This is a genomic window from Aeromonas sp. ASNIH5 (genome assembly GCF_002902865.1).
GTDB lineage: Bacteria > Pseudomonadota > Gammaproteobacteria > Enterobacterales > Aeromonadaceae > Aeromonas > Aeromonas caviae.
Map to the genome: position 1 here is coordinate 3,770,660 of NZ_CP026122.1, position 17,202 is coordinate 3,787,861.

Here is a 17,202-nt window from a genome sequence, read left to right on the forward strand (position 1 = left end):
ATCGGGTCAACGGCAGGGCTGACCCTGCCTGCTGCCTGATATATAATCCGCCGATTTCCATGGCAGCAACGCACAAGGCACTGATGGAGCTTATTCGCGGCATTCACAATATCAAGCCCCGTCACCGGGGCTGTGTATTGACCATAGGCAACTTCGATGGGGTTCATCAGGGGCATCACGCGGTGTTGGCCCGTTTGCAGGAGAAGGCCGCCCAACTTGGCCTGCCGGCCTGCGTCATGTTGTTCGAACCCCAGCCGCTGGAGCTGTTTGCGGGCAGTGCCGCGCCCGCCCGCCTCAGCCGCTGGCGGGAGAAGTACGAAGCCCTCAAGGGAATGCAGATCGATCGCATGCTCTGCGTGCGTTTCACCCATCGTTTTGCCGAGCAGGAGGCCAGCACCTTCATCGAGCAACTGCTGGTGGAGAAACTCGGCGTGCACTATCTGGTGGTCGGCGACGACTTTCGCTTCGGCAAGGGGCGGGAAGGGGACTTCCACCTGCTGGAGGAGGCCGGTCGGCGCTTCGGGTTCGAGGTGATCAGCACCCAGAGCTTCCAGCTTTCCCGCCAGCGGGTCAGCAGTACGCTGGTGCGCGAGGCCCTCAAAGCGGGCCGCATGGCGGAGGTGGAGCTGATGCTCGGTCGCCCCTATGCCATCAGCGGCCGGGTGGCCCATGGTGACAAGCTGGGGCGCACCATAGGTTTTCCCACCGCGAATCTGGCCCTCAAACGCCAGGTGGTCCCGGTCGGTGGCGTGTTTGCGGTGGAAGTGATATGTTCCGGCAAGACTTTCCCCGGTGTCGCCAATGTGGGTGTACGTCCGACCTTGAGCGGTACACAAGCCAGATTGGAAGTACATCTATTTGATTTTTCTGGTGATCTATATGGTCAGCAGGTCAAGGTGCTGCTTCGCCACAAGCTGCGCGAAGAGCAGAAATTTGACTCTTTCACCGCCTTGAAAGAGCAGATCGAACGAGATGCCCTGGCGGCCCGAGCCTGGTTCGGGCTGCCACAATTTCATTTACCCAGCACTCTTTTAGAAAAGAAGGGAACCCAGGACTGATGAGCGACTATAAACACACCCTGAATCTGCCGGAAACCGAGTTTCCGATGCGTGGCGATCTGGCCAAACGCGAACCCAACATGTTGAAACGTTGGTACGATCAGGATCTTTACGGCGCCATTCGCCGCGCCAAAGCGGGTAAGCCTTCTTTCATTCTGCACGATGGCCCCCCCTATGCGAACGGCAGCATTCACATCGGTCATTCGGTCAACAAGATCCTCAAAGACATCATCATCAAGTCCAAGGGCCTCTCTGGCTTCGATTCCCCCTATGTGCCGGGCTGGGATTGCCACGGTCTGCCCATCGAGCTGAAAGTGGAAGGCATGGTCGGCAAGCCGGGCGAGAAGGTTTCCGCCGCCGAGTTCCGCGCCGAGTGCCGCAAATACGCCAAAACCCAGATCGAAGCGCAGAAGACCGACTTCATCCGTCTGGGCGTGCTGGGTGACTGGGAACACCCCTACCTGACCATGGATTTTGGGACCGAAGCCAACATCATCCGTTCCATGGCCAAGATCGTTGAAAACGGCCACCTGCACAAAGGCTCCAAGCCGGTGCACTGGTGTACCGATTGCGGCTCCGCGCTGGCTGAAGCGGAAGTGGAGTACTACGACAAGAACTCCCCCTCCATCGACGTGCGCTTCAAGGCCGTCGACGAGGCTGGCGTTGCCGCCAAGTTTGATTGCGCCGAAGGCCACACCGGCAAGGGCGCGCTCTCTGCCGTGATCTGGACCACTACCCCGTGGACCCTGCCGGCCAACCGCGCCATCGCCATGCACGCCGATCTCGACTACGCACTGGTGCAGGTTGAGGGCAACAATCCCGAGCGTCTGATCCTGGCCGCTGAGCTGGTGAAGGATGTGATGGATCGCGCCGGCATCGAGCAGTTCCACAACCTGGGCTACGCCAAGGGCGCTGCGCTCGAGCTGCTGCGCTTCAACCACCCCTTCTACAGCTTCGACGTGCCGGTGGTGCTGGGTGACCACGTTACCCTGGACGCCGGTACCGGCGCGGTGCACACCGCCCCTGGTCACGGTCAGGAAGACTTCGTGGTCGGTCAGAAGTACGGTCTGGAAGTGGCCAACCCGGTTGGCAGCAACGGCGTTTACCTGCCGGATACCGAACTGTTTGCCGGCCAGCACGTGTTCAAGGCCAATGCGGCCGTGGTCGAGGTGCTGACCGAGCGCGGCGCCCTGCTGCATCACAAGGTATTCAACCACTCCTATCCGCATTGCTGGCGTCACAAGACCCCGATCATCTTCCGTGCCACCCCCCAGTGGTTCATCAGCATGGAGCAGAAGGGTCTGCGCAAGCGCGCCCTGGAAGAGATCGAGCGTATCGAGACTCAGGGCATTGCCGAACACGGCCAGAGCGGCTGGGTCCCGGCCTGGGGCAAGAATCGCATCCAGGCGATGGTCGAGAACCGTCCCGACTGGTGTATCTCCCGTCAGCGTACCTGGGGCGTGCCCATCTCCCTGTTCGTTCACAAGGATACCCAGGCGCTGCACCCGGAATCCGTGCGCCTGATGGAAGAGGTGGCCAAGCGGGTCGAGCAGTCCGGCATCCAGGCCTGGTGGGATCTGGACAAGGCCGAACTGCTGGGCGCCGATGCCGACAACTACGAGAAGGTGCCCGACACCCTGGACGTCTGGTTTGACTCCGGTTCTACCCACGCCTCCGTGGTCGACGCCCGTCCCGAGTTCAACGGCAAGCCGGCCGACATGTATCTGGAAGGCTCTGACCAGCACCGTGGCTGGTTCATGTCATCGCTCATGATCGGCGTGGCGATGAAAGACAAGGCTCCCTACAACCAGGTGCTGACTCACGGCTTCACCGTGGATGGTCAGGGCCGCAAGATGTCCAAGTCCATCGGCAACGTGGTCAGCCCCCAAGATGTGATGAACAAGCTGGGTGCCGACATCCTGCGTCTGTGGGTAGCGAGCACTGACTACACCGGCGAGATGACCGTCTCCGACGAGATCCTCAAGCGCTCTGCCGACGCCTATCGCCGCATCCGCAACACCGCCCGCTTCCTGCTGGCCAACCTGAACGGTTTCAATCCGGCGACCGACATGGTGGCGCCTGCCGACATGGTGGTGGTGGATCGCTGGGCCGTGGGTCGTGCCAAGGCGGTACAGGCCGAGATCGTGACCGCGTTCGATGAGTACAACTTCCACGGTGTGACCCAGAAGCTGATGCAGTTCTGCTCCATCGAGATGGGTTCCTTCTATCTGGACGTCATCAAGGACCGTCAGTACACCGCCAAGGCTGACAGCCTGGCCCGTCGCTCCTGCCAGACCGCCCTCTATCACATCGCAGAGGCCATGGTGCGCTGGATGGCGCCGATCATGAGCTTCACCGCCGACGAGATCTGGGCGCTGCTGCCGGGTGAGCGCGGTGAGTTCGTGTTCACCGAGGAGTGGTACGACGGCCTGTTCGGGCTGGAAGCGGGCGAAGTGCTGAACGACGAGTTCTGGGCCGAGATCCTCACCGTGCGCGGTGAAGTGAACAAGGCGCTGGAAGTGGCCCGTGGCGAGAAGCGCATCGGCGGTTCTCTGCAGGCCGAGCTGACTCTGTTCGCCAAGCCTGAGCTGGCCGCGCGTCTGAATGCCCTGGCCGATGAGCTGCGCTTCGTGCTGCTCACCTCCAAGGCCAGGGTGGTCAGCGTCGATGCCGCACCGGCAGACGCGGTGGCGACCGAGCGCGATGACCTGTGGCTCTGCGTGGCCCAGTCTGCCGCCGCCAAGTGCGACCGCTGCTGGCACCATGTGGAAGACGTGGGCACCATTGCGGGTCACGAAGAGATCTGTGGCCGCTGCGTCACCAACGTCGAGGGTGACGGCGAAACGCGTCAATTTGCCTGATGAACATGACTCAACATAAAAGCGGCCTGCGTTGGCTGTGGCTGGCAGTGCTGGCCTTCGTACTGGACCAGGCGAGCAAGCTCGCCGTGGTCAAACTGCTGCCGTTTGGCTACCCGGGGGTGGAGATCACCCCCTTCTTCAACCTGGTCCATGTCTACAACAAGGGCGCTGCTTTCAGCTTCCTGGCGGATCAGGGGGGCTGGCAGCGCTGGTTCTTCGCCGTGCTGGCGTTCGCCATCTGCGGCCTGCTGATCCACTGGCTGCGCAAGCAGTCGGTCACCCAGCGCTGGAGCGGTATCGCCTACAGCCTGATCATCGGCGGGGCGCTCGGCAACGTGTTTGACCGGCTGGTGCTGGGTCATGTGGTCGACTTCCTCGACTTCTATTGGCAGCGCGCCCATTGGCCGGCGTTCAACCTGGCTGACAGCTTCATCTTCATCGGTGCCGCCATGATCGTGCTGGACGGCTTCCGTGGCGAGAAAAAACAGGACGCGACCTCATGAGCCAGCTAATTGTTGCGGACAGCAGCGTGCTGTTCCATTTCTCTATCAAACTGGAAGATGGCTCGGTGGCCGACAGCACGGCGCTGCACGGCAAGCCTGCCCGTCTGCGGATGGGAGACGGCAGCCTGACGCCGAGCTTCGAGCAATGCCTGCTGGGGCTGCGCGAAGGGGAGAGCAAGAGCTTTACCCTGGCGCCGGAAGAGGCGTTCGGCCTTTCCAATCCTGACAACATCTACCATCTCGATCGCGCCAAATTCGGTAACGAAGTTGAGCCCAAGGTGGGTACCATCATTCTGTTTGACCAGCCCAACGGCAGCGAACTGCCCGGGATCATCCGGGCGGTGGAAGGGATGTCGGTTACGGTCGATTTCAACCACCCCCTGGCCGGTCACACCGTCACCTTCGAGGTGGAGATCCTGGGAGTTGATGACGAGGAGAAGGTTCACTGATGGATATTCTGCTGGCTAACCCCCGTGGCTTCTGTGCCGGTGTCGACCGGGCCATCAGCATCGTCGAGAGCGCGCTGGAGAAGTTCGGTGCCCCCATCTATGTCCGCCATGAGGTGGTGCACAACCGCTACGTGGTGAACAAGCTCAAGGAGGCGGGCGCCGTCTTCGTGGAGGAGCTGGATGAGGTGCCGGATGACAGCATCGTCATCTTCTCTGCCCACGGTGTCGCCAAGGTCGTGCGCGAGATGGCCAAATCCCGCGCCCTCAAGGTGTTCGATGCCACCTGTCCGCTGGTGACCAAGGTGCACATGGAGGTCCATCGCGCCAGTCGCAAGGGCTCCGAAGCCGTGCTCATCGGCCATGCCGGCCACCCCGAGGTGATCGGCACCATGGGACAGTACGAGAACAGTGAGGGGGGCATGTATCTGGTGGAGACGCCGGAAGATGTGGCCAAACTCAAAGTGAAGAACCCGGACGATCTCTGTTTCGTCACCCAGACCACCCTGAGCGTGGACGAGACCTCGGATGTCATCGATGCGTTGCGTGCGCACTTCCCCAAGATCCAGGGGCCGCGCAAGGATGACATCTGCTATGCCACCCAGAACCGCCAGGATGCGGTGCGGGAGATGGCCGGGCTGGTGGACGCCATGCTGGTGGTGGGGTCGCGCAACTCTTCCAACTCCAACCGTCTGCGGGAGCTGGCCGAGAAGGTGGGCGCCAAGGCCTACCTCATCGACGATGCCTCCATGATTGAGCCGCAATGGCTGGACGGGGTTGTCCGTATCGGGGTCACGGCGGGTGCGTCAGCCCCCGATGTGCTGGTTCAGAATGTCATTGCTCGTCTGCGCGAGCTGGGAGGCAAGATAGTGACCGAGCATCCTGGCCGAGAAGAGAATGTGGTGTTTGAAGTGCCGCCCGAGCTTAGAATTATTTGAATGTGGCCAGGATGGCCTGAGAATAAAGAGTTATGTTCCTGATGCCGGATTTGTCGTTGCGACCTATCCGGCATTAGACTATATGAACCGCCAGTCACCAAGGATGGGTTATGATTGGGTTCTATCGAGGCTTTTCTCTCATTGAATTGATGATTGTCGTCGCAATCGTGGCGATTCTTGGCACTATTGCCTATCCCTCCTATCAGCGTTACCTGCTGTCCAGCCACCGAATTGATGCCAAAAAAATGCTGTTGGACGCCGCCAACAGACAAGAAACCTATTTTATGGACTTCAATCGGTATACCTCATCCGCAGCCGATTTGAATATCTCGGAGAACTCCGAATCCGGCTTCTATCACCTGGTCATCTCGGCCGGGGTCAATACATACATCCTGTTTGCCACGGCCTCTGGTGCGCAGGGGTCAGACAGCGACTGCATCATTTTCTCCATCGACCAGGATGGCACCCGGAGTGCCACCCGGCTCGGGGATACCGTCAACAATGCTTGCTGGGACTAGGCGATGAAACCACTGCGCCATCGACACACGAGGGGATTCAGCCTGCTGGAGGTGATGATTGCGGCCGTGGTGCTCTCTTTCGGCTTGCTGGGATTGGTTGCCATGCAGGTTACCGCCAAGTTTTCCAGCTACGAAGCGCGTCAGCGCACCATCGCCAACTGGCTGGCCAATGATCTGGTGGAACGCGCCAGGATCAACAAAGACAGCTGGGCTGGTCAGGGAACGACAGTGGTATCCGGCAACGCGATCCTGGATATGCCGAGCTGTGCCAACAACAATGGCACCATGTCGGATTGCAGCAGGACTGAGCGGCAGGCACTGGACCTCTTCTACTGGCAGCAGTCTCTGCTGGGAACCGCAGTATCCGGTGCCGCATCACCTCTGCAATCTCCGGTCGGCTGCGTGATTCGTGGCGCCAACAACAGTTTGACCATAGGGATCTTCTGGCAGGGGCGGGAGTCTCTGTCCGATGGTGCCGTTGCAGTGGCCGCAGTGCGCAACAGTTGTGGGTTGGGCAATGCGGCAGACAGACAGAGGCGTCAGTTCGTACTGACGACCACACTATGAATGCCCGTGGCTTCACCCTGATTGAATGGCTGATTGCCATGTTGATCGGCGTATTTCTGGTCGGTGGCGGCTTGAGCATCTTTGTGGCTTCTCGCGCCACCACCGAAGATGCTTTCGATCAGAGTGAGTTGCAGGAAAATGGCCGTATCGCCATGCGTCTGCTCACCCAGGATCTGAAATGGGCCGGCTTCTGGGGGGATTATACGGGGTCTCCAATGACTAAAGACTTGGGGATAACCTTAAGTAGCGGGACTACTGTAGCAAAAGATTGTTTAGATGACTTAGATCGTGGCAGTTTTCCAACTAGTACAGGTTCACTACGTTCATTCTGGGTTGCGCATATAGATGGAAATAGAACCGTGATAGGAGGGGGGCTCGACTGCATTGATGTCGGTGACCGTATAGCCAATTCAGACGTTGTGAGTATCAAGCGATTAGTTGGAAACTCTTTGGAATCTAAAGATCTAGTGACTACACGCTTTTATCTTGCAACTACAACACAGTCAGCCTACCTATTCAAAAAGGGGGAGGCCATCCCCGGCACCATGATAAACCCGCAGTTGTGGGAATATCAGCATTTTATTTACTACCTATCTCCTAATTCAAAAAATGGCAACCCTGAGCTGCGTAAGCGATATTTAACGCCTGGGGGTGGTTCTTTATTAATTGGTGGAGCAATGGCCGAAGGCATTGAACAGATGAGAATATTGCTTGGTGTTGATGACAGCTTAGTCCCTGATGGCGAAATTGATCGCTATGTCGCTACCAACAATGTCACAGGGCAGGAGTGGAGTGAGGGTCGAGTCATCGCCGCTAGAGTCTTTGTGCTCGTGCGTTCGTTACAAGTTTCCAGTCGCTATGTCAATAACAACACCTATCAGGTTGGCGATATTCAGGTCCCGGGTAACGGCGATGGTTATCGTCGTTTGCTATTGGAGTCGAGCGTCTCATTACGTAATCCAGCGGTGATTGCAGGAGGAGGGAAATGAAATCCCAGAGCGGTGTGGCTCTGATCATAGCCCTGATCATTCTGGTGCCCCTGACCCTGATTGCCGTGGTGGTGATGCAATCTTCGGGGCAAGACCTCAAGATGGCAGGCTCGTCTGCCAGCTTCCGCCAGGCAGAGCACCGACTCGAAGGCATTATCGAAGCCGCTATACAGAGCAACAACATATCGACGGTGATTGCCGGCATGAGCGACACTCCGGGGGCCAGTGCGGCGATCAGCATCAATAGCAGCAATGCTTCGGCCGCGGTCGCTCTTGCTAATCGCACCGAAACCGTGTGCAAGAGAAAGATTGACGCCAGCAGCAGCAATGTGATTCCTAAGTGCAAGTATGTCGAGCTGCAGGCCAATGTGAATTATGGAAAATATGTTCGCCCGTTGACTTGGATTGCGGGTGTAGAACAACCACTGCTCACCGAATAGGAGCGAAGGATATGTGGTTACGACGACTTGGAGTGATTTTATGCTGGTGTAGCCTTGTGTTTGGCATTACATCGACGAGAGCCGATGACACCGAACTGTTTATATATGACTTTAACAAGGCCGGGGATTTTCGCCCCAAGGTGCTGCTGATATTTGATACATCCGGCAGTATGAAAGAAACAATGCAGGTGAGTGAAGCCTATGATCCCGCAACAATATATCCAGCATTACCTAATGACCCCGACACAAACAATAGCAAAAAGTACATATATTTCTCTTCAAATAGCAGTGTGCCTAAATAACTGATCCCAATAGTGCTACACCTTCGCTGTGCCATAGCCATTCCCCGGGAAAGGAGACACGGTATCCATGAAGTGTTTCACTCGGGCCAGCAGGTTTGCCATCCCTCTGCATTGATGATTGCGCGTGATGGTTTCATGTAACTTGTGCCATAGCCGTTCTATGTGATTAACCCAAGGGCTGTAAACTGGCTGGAACACCAGGCAGAACTTGGGATTCTTCTTCAACCATCGCTCGGTCTGTTTGCTTTTGTGAATGATGTAGTTATCGAGGATCAACGTGATGGTTTTGGCTCGTCGGTAGTGGTGGCGCAGCTTTTCCAGCATGGCAATAAACAGCGATGAGTTTTTCTTGATCCCGCTGACGTAAAGTACCCTTCCGTTGCCTGCGTGGAGAACGCCTGCCAGATAATGCTTGGCATTCTGCCCCGGTGTGACAACCCGCTTTTGCTGCGCTCTGAACATCCAGTCGGCTCCTAATTTGGGATTGAGGTCTATATCGACTTCATCCTCATAAAACACCGGATTATCGGCATCACAGCGGGCCAGCGCGGCGTCGATATTCGCCATTTTTTCCTGATAGGCTGGGTCTTTTATCCGCAAGGTCGGCACGGGCCTGCGCCAGACAATGCCCATACGAGGTAACCATCGGCGGAGCGTGGAGGCTGCCACATTGAGCCCTGTTAACCGATTGATTTTTATAGCCAATAGTTCAGTACACCAACGGCTGCGCTGATAACCAAAATCTTGCGGAGAAAACTGCATGAGCAGCACCAGTAAGGTGACAATCTTGGCGATAGGTAAGACTGGGGCACGGCCAGCCGGTAAGGCTTCTAGCGCATCTATGCCTTCATCTCGATACCACCGAAGCCAACGACCGATGGTCGAGCGCGCAGCGCCGGTAAGGTGATGAACATCGGTGATCGTGCGTCCTTCATGTAACAGCAAGATGGCCATCAAGCGACGAGCATGTCCTTTATCACGGGTGGCATGGATGATTTTGTGAATGCGGCGCCGTTGTGGTCGTGGCAGAGGTGGTAGGATAGGCATCAACTCAGTCCTTTGGGTGTGGCTTGTTTTGTTTAGCGACTAATCAGATCGCACAAACTGGACTGAGTTCCCTTCCTCCGGTGATCTACTATTCGGAACAGCTATTTAGTATTACCAGTTCTGCCCGCTTCCCTGACAGCGTAAATGCATGCGCGACGTCAAAGCTCCCCTTGTCCAATGTAGGGCAGTTTGTTTCAGCTGTTTGGGTTTATAAGGAAACCAATTTTCTTTTTTGGCGATATTGGTCATGGGATTCCATCAGAGGTGAGCAAGAAAAAGATATAAAATTGGTAGATTGTCAACAGGATGTTACGGTAAGGAATACAGCCAATCCCTATAGTGGAACTTTGACAGTAGGGGCTGGTTACCCCATCAGGGGGAACTCTACCGCAACGGCAGCGTATACTGCAGATGTTACCAATGTCTATAATAACAATACAGGCATTACACTGTATTCTTCCAATTATATACGTTGGTATCACGGGCCAGGTAAACCAGTCAGCCAATCAAGGCTGAGTATTGCCAAAAATGCGGTGGCTGAGTTAATTTCATCAACACCTGGTGTGGATTTTGGTTTGGCAGTTTTTAATGAGAATAGCAGTAGAAACACAAATACCAATGGTGGTCGTATTGTCCGTAATATATTAGGAAGTGAAACAATCCTGGGTAATGGTAAGACAGGTGAGCAGGACTTGCTTGATAAAGTCAATGCATTGAATGCGGATGGCAACACGCCGTTGTGCGAGACCTTACAGGAGGCCTATCAATTCTTTGGAGGGATGAGTGTTGTCTACGGTACTCAGGGGGGTAGTTTATCGCCTGCCAGAGATACATCAGCTGAAAAGTCTGATGGTACTTATAAGGCTCCTTATGACAATTGTTCGAACAATGGTTATGTTATTTACATCACCGATGGTGAGCCGACTAGTGATGGTTCCTCTGATAATACTGTGATAGGTCTTATCAACACATTATCTGATAATGACAAGCGGGCTTATGGTACAGCAGTGTCATATGGTTCAGGTAGTAGTCGTGGGTCTAGTTATTTGGCTGCACTGGCTGGCTATATGAAGCACAATGATATTAACAGTACGATGGGTGATAAGCAGACGGTAACTACCTTCACTGTTGGGTTTGGTGATGAAGCCATTACCGGAGCGGGTAATTTGCTGGCCGAAACGGCACGGCGGGGTGGAGGGAAATATTATCCGGCAACCGATGCATCTGCCTTAAGTGATGCGCTGAAAGCATCACTATTGGCAATATTGCGTATCAATGCATCACTGGTGTCACCCGCCATCGCCAGCAATAACTTTGATAGAACACGTAGTAATAACAATATTTATTACGCGATGTTTGAACCAGACGCCGGCCCTAAGTGGAAAGGCAATCTAAAAAAATTAATGCTCTCTTCTGATGGTTATGTGGTGGATGCGAGAGGATTGCCGGCAATTAAACCTGATGGTGCTATTATCGATAACGCTCAAACCTTCTGGTCATCGGGCCGCGATGGCAACAAGGTGGCTGAAGGGGGAGCCCAAGAGATGCTGGCGGGGAAAAGCAATCGCAGTCTCTATGTCATCAACAATGCCCAGAACCGCCTCGATCAGCTGACCAAGGCCAATCTGGTGACGCAGGCTGGCAGTGAGGCGGCGCTCATGACCTGGATGCAGGCCAGCAGCACGACCGATTTGGATGCACTGATTAACTGGACCAAGGGGCTGGATGTCGACAACGAAGACTTTGATACCTCAACCCTGAACCGCCGCCATATCATGGGGGATCCCCTGCACTCCCGTCCGTTGGTGCTGAACTATGGCCCACAATCCGGCAGCCCGACGGATGCACCCGACTTGCGGATAGTGTTTGGAACCAATGCCGGTTTCCTTCACATGTTCAAGGACATGGGTAAAACCGTAGACGAAAGCTGGGCCGCCATTCCCTATGAATTTCTGGCGAATCAGCAGGCGCTGCGTGCCAATGCCGAATCCGCTGACCACATTTATGGCGTCGACTCATCTCCCGTCGCCCTTATCAAGGATGCCAACCGTAATGGTGTATTGAAAGCCTCGGAAAGCGACTTTGTCTGGGTGTTCACCGGGCTGAGGAGTGGGGGCAAGGCTTATTACGCCTTCGACGTCTCCAGCCCGGATGCGCCGTCACTGAAGTGGCGTCTGAACAGTCTGACGACTGGTTTTGGTGAGCTGGGGCTGACCTGGTCGGTGCCTGAAGTCGCGCTTGTACCGGGAATCAGTGATCCCGTGCTTATTTTTGCTGGCGGTTATGACGTGAACAAGAGCTTGCTGGGATTGGGATCCAGTGACAGCATGGGCAGAGGGATTTACATCGTCAATGCCAAAACGGGGGCGTTGATATTCAGTGCAACCCCTTCTGATACTAGCAATCTCCAGGTCACAGAGATAACTGACAGTATGCCTGGGTCGGTTGCAACACTCGACAGTGATGGTGATGGCAAGACCGACCGCATCTATGTTGGAGATACAGGAGGCAATCTTTGGCGCATGGATCTCCCCAGTACCAACAAGTCGGACTGGAGTGTATTCAAATTTGCCAGTCTGGGGTCGGACTCAACGCTGGCAGATGACCGCCGCTTCTTTACACAACCCATAGTAGTGCGCACCATCAACAAGGAAGTGACTCGTTCCGTGGTGGGGGGCAATACGGTCTATTCCTATCAGGATCGCCCCTTCGATGCGGTGCTGATCGGCAGCGGCGATCGCAACCGCCCTTCGTCTGAATCGACCGTCCGCAATGGCTATTTCATGTTGCGTGACTATGATGTCATGCCGCGTGCCACGAATGCGACGGCCAGAGACCCTATCCTAGTATCAGACCTCTACGATGTGACCAATGATCCTTTGTCGGTCCAGACGACAGTCGAAGGCACGCTGGCAATCAAGGCGGGTATTACCAGTGCCAAGGGTTGGGTCAACTGGTTGAACGCGAGGGGAGAGAAGTCTCTGGGGGCCGGGGTGGTCTTGCAGGGCAAGCTTTACTTCACCTCCTTCCTGCCTCAGGTGCAATCGTTCCAGCAATGCACCATTCAGTCTATAGGCGCGGCGCGTCAGTATATGGTGGACATGCACTATGGCAGCTCCTTCCGCTATGTGGTCGATCTCGATGGCAATGAAACTCCAGAACGCTACGTTGAAGTGCAAAACAAGGTGGCAGACGATCTGGTGGTACATGCCGGGGATGATGCCAAAATCCGCATCCTGGGGGGCGGCACCGGGGAAGAGGTCATCCTGAAAGATGAAGGGGATGGTGAGCCTGAGCGGTGTACCAGTGGCGGTGAGTGCGCCCAGGGGGCGGAAGAGGCTGAAATGGACATGTCGCCCAAGAAAATTTACCTCTACGAAGGAGAGGCGCAATGAAAACACGCAGCGGGGTGTTGGGTTTGTGCCTCTTGTTATCCGGGTCTGTCTTGGCAGATGACATAAAATGTTATGTCGAGCTGGTTAACGGCCAGAAGGTTGTCCTGCACGGTACTGTGGCAGACAACACGCCAAAGGCGGTGCAGGATAAATTCAAACAAAGAGGATACGAGGTGGATGGTGCGGTACAGCCTGTGAAGAAAATCCTGGAATGCCGAACAGCGGAGGAAAATTTCCAGTCAAAAGAGGGTCAGCAACAGGATGCCCGTCAACTGCGATAGCGAAGAACTTCATTCAGAGGCAGATATTTGCCTGGGTAGATTGGGTGGTGCGGCCGGAGGGAGAGATGACCAGATTTATCTGGGCATTTCCCGAACGACACAGCGTGATGGTGGCATTGGTACCCAGGCTGGTGCCATCAGGGCTGAAGGTAGTGGAAGTTCGATTGTTTGCAGCAGTCAGCGAGTCAGATAGCTGAGGGCTTCTTGCCAGGATCTGCTCACCGTTATTGAAAATGTCATTGCCATTACCGTCGACGAACACGAGGAATTGGGTCGGATTGGCGGTGACACAATTGTCACTGGCATTGGCAAGGCACACAGTGACAGATTGCTGGTTGTCGATGGCTTGGCTGCGAGCAAAACGCAGATATTTCAAGAGTGTGCGAGATTCAAATTTCAAGGCATTCTCATTGAGCAGGCTCGACATGGCCGGTGCACCAATACCAAGCAAGATGACCCCCAGACTGACGGCGATCATCAGTTCCAGCAGGGTGAATCCTTTCTCGTCCTTGATCATGGCAGTATCTCCCTCGATTAGTTACATCTTATCTCCAGACAGCCAGAACACCAGCGCAAAGCCCAAGTGTTGAGCTGGCACAGCCAGCGCCTTTTCTTTATCATTCCCCATCATTTTCGAATTCAAGATGCATCGCCATGGCAAAAGCCCTCTCTCTGATGCTTGCCCAGTTAAATCTGACGGTAGGCGCCATCGAAGATAACTGTGACAAGGTACTGGCGGCAGCAGCCCTGGCCGATCAGCAAGGGGCCGATCTGCTGGTTTGCTCCGAGCTGGCCCTGACAGGATACCCGCCTGAGGATCTGCTGTTGCGCGCCGACCTGATGATCCGGGTCGAGGCTGCGCTGTCCCGCATCGCGGCATGGCAGGGACAATGTGCCATTCTGGTGGGCCATCCCTGGCGCGAAGAGGGGGCGCTTTACAATACGGCGTCTCTCTACGAGCGCGGTCAACTGCGGGCACGTTATTTCAAACAGGACTTGCCCAACTACGGGGTGTTCGACGAGAAGCGCTACTTCACTGCGGCGGCCGATACCTGTGTGGTGCCGTTCCGTGGCCATCAGCTGGGTTTGCTCATCTGCGAAGATCTCTGGCAGCCGGGTCCGGCGCTGGCCGCCAAGGCGGGGGGGGCCGAGCTGCTGCTCACCATCAATGCCTCTCCTTATGATCAGGAAAAACCCTGGATCCGCCGCGAGCTGATGGCGGAACGCTGCGATCAGACCGGCCTGCCGCTCATCTACCTCAACCAGGTATGCGGCCAGGACGAGCTGATCTTCGACGGCTGCTCCAAGGTGTTCAACAGCCAGGGCGAGCTGACCCACAAGCTTGCTCCATTTGCCGAAGAGCTGGCGCTGGTGCGCTTTGCCGATGGTCAGCCGGTGAAGGAGCGGGAACCCGCCGCACCGCTGGAGCCGTTGGCCGAGACCTATCAGGCCCTGGTGCTGGCGGTGCGCGACTATGTCACCAAGAACGGTTTTCAGGGCGCCGTGCTGGGCCTCTCCGGTGGTATCGACTCGGCGCTGACCCTGGCCATTGCGGCCGACGCCATCGGGGCGGACAAGGTGCAGGCGGTGATGATGCCATTCCGCTACACCGCCCAGATGAGCGTGGAGGATGCCAAGGAGCAGGCCGAGCGGATGGGGGTGGAGTTCAACATCATCTCCATCGAACCCATGTTCGAAGGCTTCATGACGCAGCTGGCACCTCTGTTTGAAGGGACCGCCCGCGACACCACCGAAGAGAACCTGCAGGCCCGCTGCCGCGGTGTACTCTTGATGGCGCTGTCCAACAAGCGCCGCCGTATCGTGCTGACCACTGGCAACAAGAGCGAGATGGCCGTGGGATATGCCACGCTGTATGGCGACATGGCGGGTGGCTTTGATGTGCTCAAGGACGTCCCCAAGACCTTGGTCTTCAAGCTGTGCGAATATCGCAACAGCGTGGAGTACGTGATCCCGCAGCGGGTCATCGATCGTCCCCCGTCGGCCGAACTGGCACCTGATCAGGTGGACCAGGACAGCCTGCCCCCCTATGACATTCTGGATGCCATCCTCAAGCGCTACGTGGAAGAGGATGCGTCTGTCGCCGACATGGTGGCGGAAGGTTTCGAAGAGGCGGTGGTACGCAAGGTGATCCGTCTGGTGGATCTCAACGAATACAAGCGCCGTCAGGCCGCCGTCGGCCCCCGCATCACGGCTCGCAACTTTGGTAAGGACCGCCGCTATCCCATCACGTCCGGGTTCGGCAAACAGAACTGGTAAGGAGTCACCATGAAGAAGATTGAAGCCATCATCAAACCGTTCAAGCTGGACGATGTGCGCGAGGCCCTGGCCGAGATCGGCATCAACGGCATGACAGTGTCCGAGGTCAAGGGGTTCGGCCGCCAGAAGGGCCATACCGAGCTCTATCGCGGTGCCGAGTACATGGTCGACTTCCTGCCCAAGGTCAAGGTGGAGCTGGTGGTGCAGGACGAGGATCTCGATGCCTGCCTGGAAGCCATCCAGAACACAGCGCGTACCGGCAAGATCGGTGATGGCAAGATCTTCGTCTGCGAGGTGGAGCGCGTCATTCGTATTCGTACTGGTGAAGAGAACGAAGACGCGATCTGATGTGGTGGATGTGCCCTGTGATGAACAGCAAGAGTCTGTCGTTCTGATGTCGTTGTACCGTATCGGGGTCGTGGCGGCGTGCTTGATGGCACTCACCGCGTGCAGTACCCGGCCGCCGGCCCAGCCGGAAAACCTGTGCCAGATCTTTCGGGAGAAACCCGAATGGCACGAGGCGGCGCTCAAGATGAACGAGAAGTGGGGGACACCTGTCCAGGTAGTGATGGCCATGATGTACCAGGAGTCCTCCTTCGTGCACGATGCCCAGCCGCCGATGCAGTATTTCCTCTTCATCCCCACCGGGCGGGCCAGTTCAGCCTACGGCTATGCCCAGGTGAAAGACGAAACCTGGGCCGACTACCAGCGGGAAACCGGCAACGGCTGGAGCGATCGCGACGACTTTGCCGACGCCATCGATTTCATGGGCTGGTACACTCACAAGGCACAGCGGCTCAACGGCACGTCCAAGTGGGATGCCTATGGCCAGTATCTCAATTATCACGAAGGCTGGGGGGGCTACCGACGTGGCAGCTACCGCAGCAAGGGATGGCTGATGAAGGTCTCCCGCAAGGTGGAGGCCCGTGCCCAGCGCTACGGTGCCCAGTATCGACAATGCAAGGATCAGCTCTCCAGCGGGGGCTGGTTCTGGTAACCAAATCAGGAGTCAGAAATGCCGTTATTGGACAGTTTTACCGTCGATCATACCCGCATGGCCGCCCCGGCAGTGCGGGTGGCGAAGACCATGCAGACCCCGAACAAGGACACCATCACCGTGTTCGACCTGCGTTTCTGCGTGCCGAACGAGGAGATCCTCTCCGAGCGCGGCATCCATACTCTGGAGCATCTGTTTGCCGGCTTCATGCGTGACCACCTCAATGGGAATGGGGTGGAGATCATCGACATCTCTCCCATGGGTTGCCGCACCGGCTTCTACATGAGTCTGATCGGTGCGCCGGATGAAGCCCGTGTTGGCGCTGCCTGGCAGGCCGCCATGAGCGACGTGCTGACCGTGCAGGATCAGGGCAAGATCCCCGAGCTGAACGAATACCAGTGCGGTACTTACAGCATGCACTCGCTGGAAGAGGCCCATGCCATCGCCCGCCATGTGCTGGAGCGCGGTATCGGTGTCAACCACAATGACGAGCTGGCCCTGCCGGAAGAGAAGCTGAAAAGCCTCTGATCCCGAGAAGGGAAGCATGAAAAAGGCCGGTCAATGACCGGCCTTTTTGCATCTG

At 56.5% G+C, this 17,202-nt stretch carries 18 protein-coding genes; 16 read left to right on the top strand and 2 right to left on the bottom strand.

Features of this window, described 5'->3' with window-relative positions; all coding sequences use genetic code 11:
* Positions 1-83: 83 nt before the first annotated feature.
* The 10 genes from ribF to C2U30_RS22675 all read left to right on the top strand — a co-directional run bounded on the left by ribF (position 84) and on the right by C2U30_RS22675 (position 8,622).
* Positions 84-1,058 carry a bifunctional riboflavin kinase/FAD synthetase gene (ribF, locus tag C2U30_RS17790; RefSeq protein WP_103244204.1) on the top strand — a complete coding sequence of 325 codons (975 nt, stop codon included), beginning with the start codon at positions 84-86 and terminating at the stop codon, positions 1,056-1,058.
* Positions 1,058-3,919, top strand: coding sequence for an isoleucine--tRNA ligase (gene ileS, locus C2U30_RS17795; protein WP_103244205.1), 2,862 nt, complete (start codon positions 1,058-1,060; stop codon positions 3,917-3,919). Before ribF ends, ileS begins: the two co-directional genes overlap by 1 nt.
* Complete coding sequence (gene lspA, locus C2U30_RS17800) at positions 3,919-4,422, top strand: signal peptidase II (protein ID WP_010673100.1); 504 nt, start codon at positions 3,919-3,921, stop codon at positions 4,420-4,422. The genes ileS and lspA overlap by 1 nt, the downstream gene beginning before the upstream one ends.
* On the top strand, positions 4,419-4,871 hold the full coding sequence (gene fkpB / locus C2U30_RS17805; RefSeq protein WP_010673101.1) for an FKBP-type peptidyl-prolyl cis-trans isomerase: 453 nt from the start codon (positions 4,419-4,421) through the stop codon (positions 4,869-4,871). Before lspA ends, fkpB begins: the two co-directional genes overlap by 4 nt.
* Complete coding sequence (ispH, locus tag C2U30_RS17810) at positions 4,871-5,806, top strand: 4-hydroxy-3-methylbut-2-enyl diphosphate reductase (RefSeq protein ID WP_042878840.1); 936 nt, start codon at positions 4,871-4,873, stop codon at positions 5,804-5,806. Before fkpB ends, ispH begins: the two co-directional genes overlap by 1 nt.
* Positions 5,807-5,916: 110 nt before the next feature.
* Positions 5,917-6,324 carry a type IVa pilus pseudopilin TppA gene (tppA, locus tag C2U30_RS17815; RefSeq protein WP_039039991.1) on the top strand — a complete coding sequence of 136 codons (408 nt, stop codon included), beginning with the start codon at positions 5,917-5,919 and terminating at the stop codon, positions 6,322-6,324.
* 3 nt (positions 6,325-6,327) lie between these two features.
* The gene (gene pilV / locus C2U30_RS17820; RefSeq protein ID WP_103244206.1) at positions 6,328-6,891 is read left to right on the top strand and encodes a type IV pilus modification protein PilV; all 564 of its coding nucleotides are present in this window, start codon (positions 6,328-6,330) and stop codon (positions 6,889-6,891) included.
* Positions 6,888-7,880 carry a PilW family protein gene (locus C2U30_RS17825; RefSeq protein WP_081999332.1) on the top strand — a complete coding sequence of 331 codons (993 nt, stop codon included), beginning with the start codon at positions 6,888-6,890 and terminating at the stop codon, positions 7,878-7,880. The genes pilV and C2U30_RS17825 overlap by 4 nt, the downstream gene beginning before the upstream one ends.
* Positions 7,877-8,320, top strand: a complete 444-nt coding sequence (gene tppD / locus C2U30_RS17830; protein WP_069785400.1) for a type IVa pilus pseudopilin TppD — start codon at positions 7,877-7,879, stop codon at positions 8,318-8,320. The genes C2U30_RS17825 and tppD overlap by 4 nt, the downstream gene beginning before the upstream one ends.
* 11 nt (positions 8,321-8,331) lie before the next feature.
* On the top strand, positions 8,332-8,622 hold the full coding sequence (locus tag C2U30_RS22675; RefSeq protein WP_158654924.1) for a hypothetical protein: 291 nt from the start codon (positions 8,332-8,334) through the stop codon (positions 8,620-8,622).
* Between the two features lie 15 nt (positions 8,623-8,637).
* Here C2U30_RS22675 and C2U30_RS17835 read toward each other — a convergent pair whose 3' ends face one another.
* Complete coding sequence (locus tag C2U30_RS17835) at positions 8,638-9,669, bottom strand: IS630-like element ISAhy2 family transposase (RefSeq protein ID WP_001809438.1); 1,032 nt, start codon at positions 9,667-9,669, stop codon at positions 8,638-8,640.
* A gap of 80 nt (positions 9,670-9,749) precedes the next feature.
* Here C2U30_RS17835 and C2U30_RS17840 point away from each other — a divergent pair, with 80 nt between their 5' ends.
* Together C2U30_RS17840 and C2U30_RS17845 are read left to right on the top strand one after the other, a co-directional pair.
* Positions 9,750-13,064: a pilus assembly protein gene (locus C2U30_RS17840; protein WP_233720958.1), complete on the top strand. Its 3,315-nt coding sequence runs from the start codon at positions 9,750-9,752 to the stop codon at positions 13,062-13,064.
* Positions 13,061-13,345, top strand: coding sequence for a TapY2 family type IVa secretion system protein (locus C2U30_RS17845; protein ID WP_041210962.1), 285 nt, complete (start codon positions 13,061-13,063; stop codon positions 13,343-13,345). The genes C2U30_RS17840 and C2U30_RS17845 overlap by 4 nt, the downstream gene beginning before the upstream one ends.
* A gap of 13 nt (positions 13,346-13,358) precedes the next feature.
* Here the strand turns inward: C2U30_RS17845 and C2U30_RS17850 are convergent, their stop codons facing one another.
* Positions 13,359-13,862: a GspH/FimT family pseudopilin gene (locus C2U30_RS17850; RefSeq protein WP_010673109.1), complete on the bottom strand. Its 504-nt coding sequence runs from the start codon at positions 13,860-13,862 to the stop codon at positions 13,359-13,361.
* Between the two features lie 137 nt (positions 13,863-13,999).
* Here C2U30_RS17850 and C2U30_RS17855 point away from each other — a divergent pair, with 137 nt between their 5' ends.
* The 4 genes from C2U30_RS17855 to luxS are packed head-to-tail and all read left to right on the top strand — an operon-like array spanning position 14,000 to position 17,147.
* The gene (locus C2U30_RS17855; protein ID WP_103244208.1) at positions 14,000-15,622 is read left to right on the top strand and encodes an NAD+ synthase; all 1,623 of its coding nucleotides are present in this window, start codon (positions 14,000-14,002) and stop codon (positions 15,620-15,622) included.
* A 9-nt stretch (positions 15,623-15,631) separates the two neighbouring features.
* Positions 15,632-15,970 (top strand): nitrogen regulatory protein P-II, encoded by a 339-nt coding sequence (gene glnB / locus C2U30_RS17860; protein ID WP_005308848.1) that lies wholly within the window; start codon positions 15,632-15,634, stop codon positions 15,968-15,970.
* Positions 15,971-16,016: 46 nt separating this feature from the next.
* Positions 16,017-16,619, top strand: coding sequence for a transglycosylase SLT domain-containing protein (locus C2U30_RS17865; RefSeq protein ID WP_041214486.1), 603 nt, complete (start codon positions 16,017-16,019; stop codon positions 16,617-16,619).
* An 18-nt stretch (positions 16,620-16,637) separates the two neighbouring features.
* Positions 16,638-17,147 carry an S-ribosylhomocysteine lyase gene (gene luxS, locus C2U30_RS17870; RefSeq protein WP_010673112.1) on the top strand — a complete coding sequence of 170 codons (510 nt, stop codon included), beginning with the start codon at positions 16,638-16,640 and terminating at the stop codon, positions 17,145-17,147.
* Positions 17,148-17,202: the final 55 nt, after the last annotated feature.

Bases quoted from the DNA above. Each gene is read 5' to 3' on its own strand.
- ribF (WP_103244204.1), top strand. From the start codon at position 84: ATGGAGCTTATTCGCGGCATTCACAATATCAAGCCCCGTCACCGGGGC.
- ileS (WP_103244205.1), top strand. From the start codon at position 1,058: ATGAGCGACTATAAACACACCCTGAATCTGCCGGAAACCGAGTTTCCG.
- lspA (WP_010673100.1), top strand. From the start codon at position 3,919: ATGAACATGACTCAACATAAAAGCGGCCTGCGTTGGCTGTGGCTGGCA.
- fkpB (WP_010673101.1), top strand. From the start codon at position 4,419: ATGAGCCAGCTAATTGTTGCGGACAGCAGCGTGCTGTTCCATTTCTCT.
- ispH (WP_042878840.1), top strand. From the start codon at position 4,871: ATGGATATTCTGCTGGCTAACCCCCGTGGCTTCTGTGCCGGTGTCGAC.
- tppA (WP_039039991.1), top strand. From the start codon at position 5,917: ATGATTGGGTTCTATCGAGGCTTTTCTCTCATTGAATTGATGATTGTC.
- pilV (WP_103244206.1), top strand. From the start codon at position 6,328: ATGAAACCACTGCGCCATCGACACACGAGGGGATTCAGCCTGCTGGAG.
- C2U30_RS17825 (WP_081999332.1), top strand. From the start codon at position 6,888: ATGAATGCCCGTGGCTTCACCCTGATTGAATGGCTGATTGCCATGTTG.
- tppD (WP_069785400.1), top strand. From the start codon at position 7,877: ATGAAATCCCAGAGCGGTGTGGCTCTGATCATAGCCCTGATCATTCTG.
- C2U30_RS22675 (WP_158654924.1), top strand. From the start codon at position 8,332: ATGTGGTTACGACGACTTGGAGTGATTTTATGCTGGTGTAGCCTTGTG.
- C2U30_RS17835 (WP_001809438.1), bottom strand. From the start codon at position 9,669: ATGCCTATCCTACCACCTCTGCCACGACCACAACGGCGCCGCATTCAC.
- C2U30_RS17845 (WP_041210962.1), top strand. From the start codon at position 13,061: ATGAAAACACGCAGCGGGGTGTTGGGTTTGTGCCTCTTGTTATCCGGG.
- C2U30_RS17850 (WP_010673109.1), bottom strand. From the start codon at position 13,862: ATGATCAAGGACGAGAAAGGATTCACCCTGCTGGAACTGATGATCGCC.
- C2U30_RS17855 (WP_103244208.1), top strand. From the start codon at position 14,000: ATGGCAAAAGCCCTCTCTCTGATGCTTGCCCAGTTAAATCTGACGGTA.
- glnB (WP_005308848.1), top strand. From the start codon at position 15,632: ATGAAGAAGATTGAAGCCATCATCAAACCGTTCAAGCTGGACGATGTG.
- C2U30_RS17865 (WP_041214486.1), top strand. From the start codon at position 16,017: ATGTCGTTGTACCGTATCGGGGTCGTGGCGGCGTGCTTGATGGCACTC.
- luxS (WP_010673112.1), top strand. From the start codon at position 16,638: ATGCCGTTATTGGACAGTTTTACCGTCGATCATACCCGCATGGCCGCC.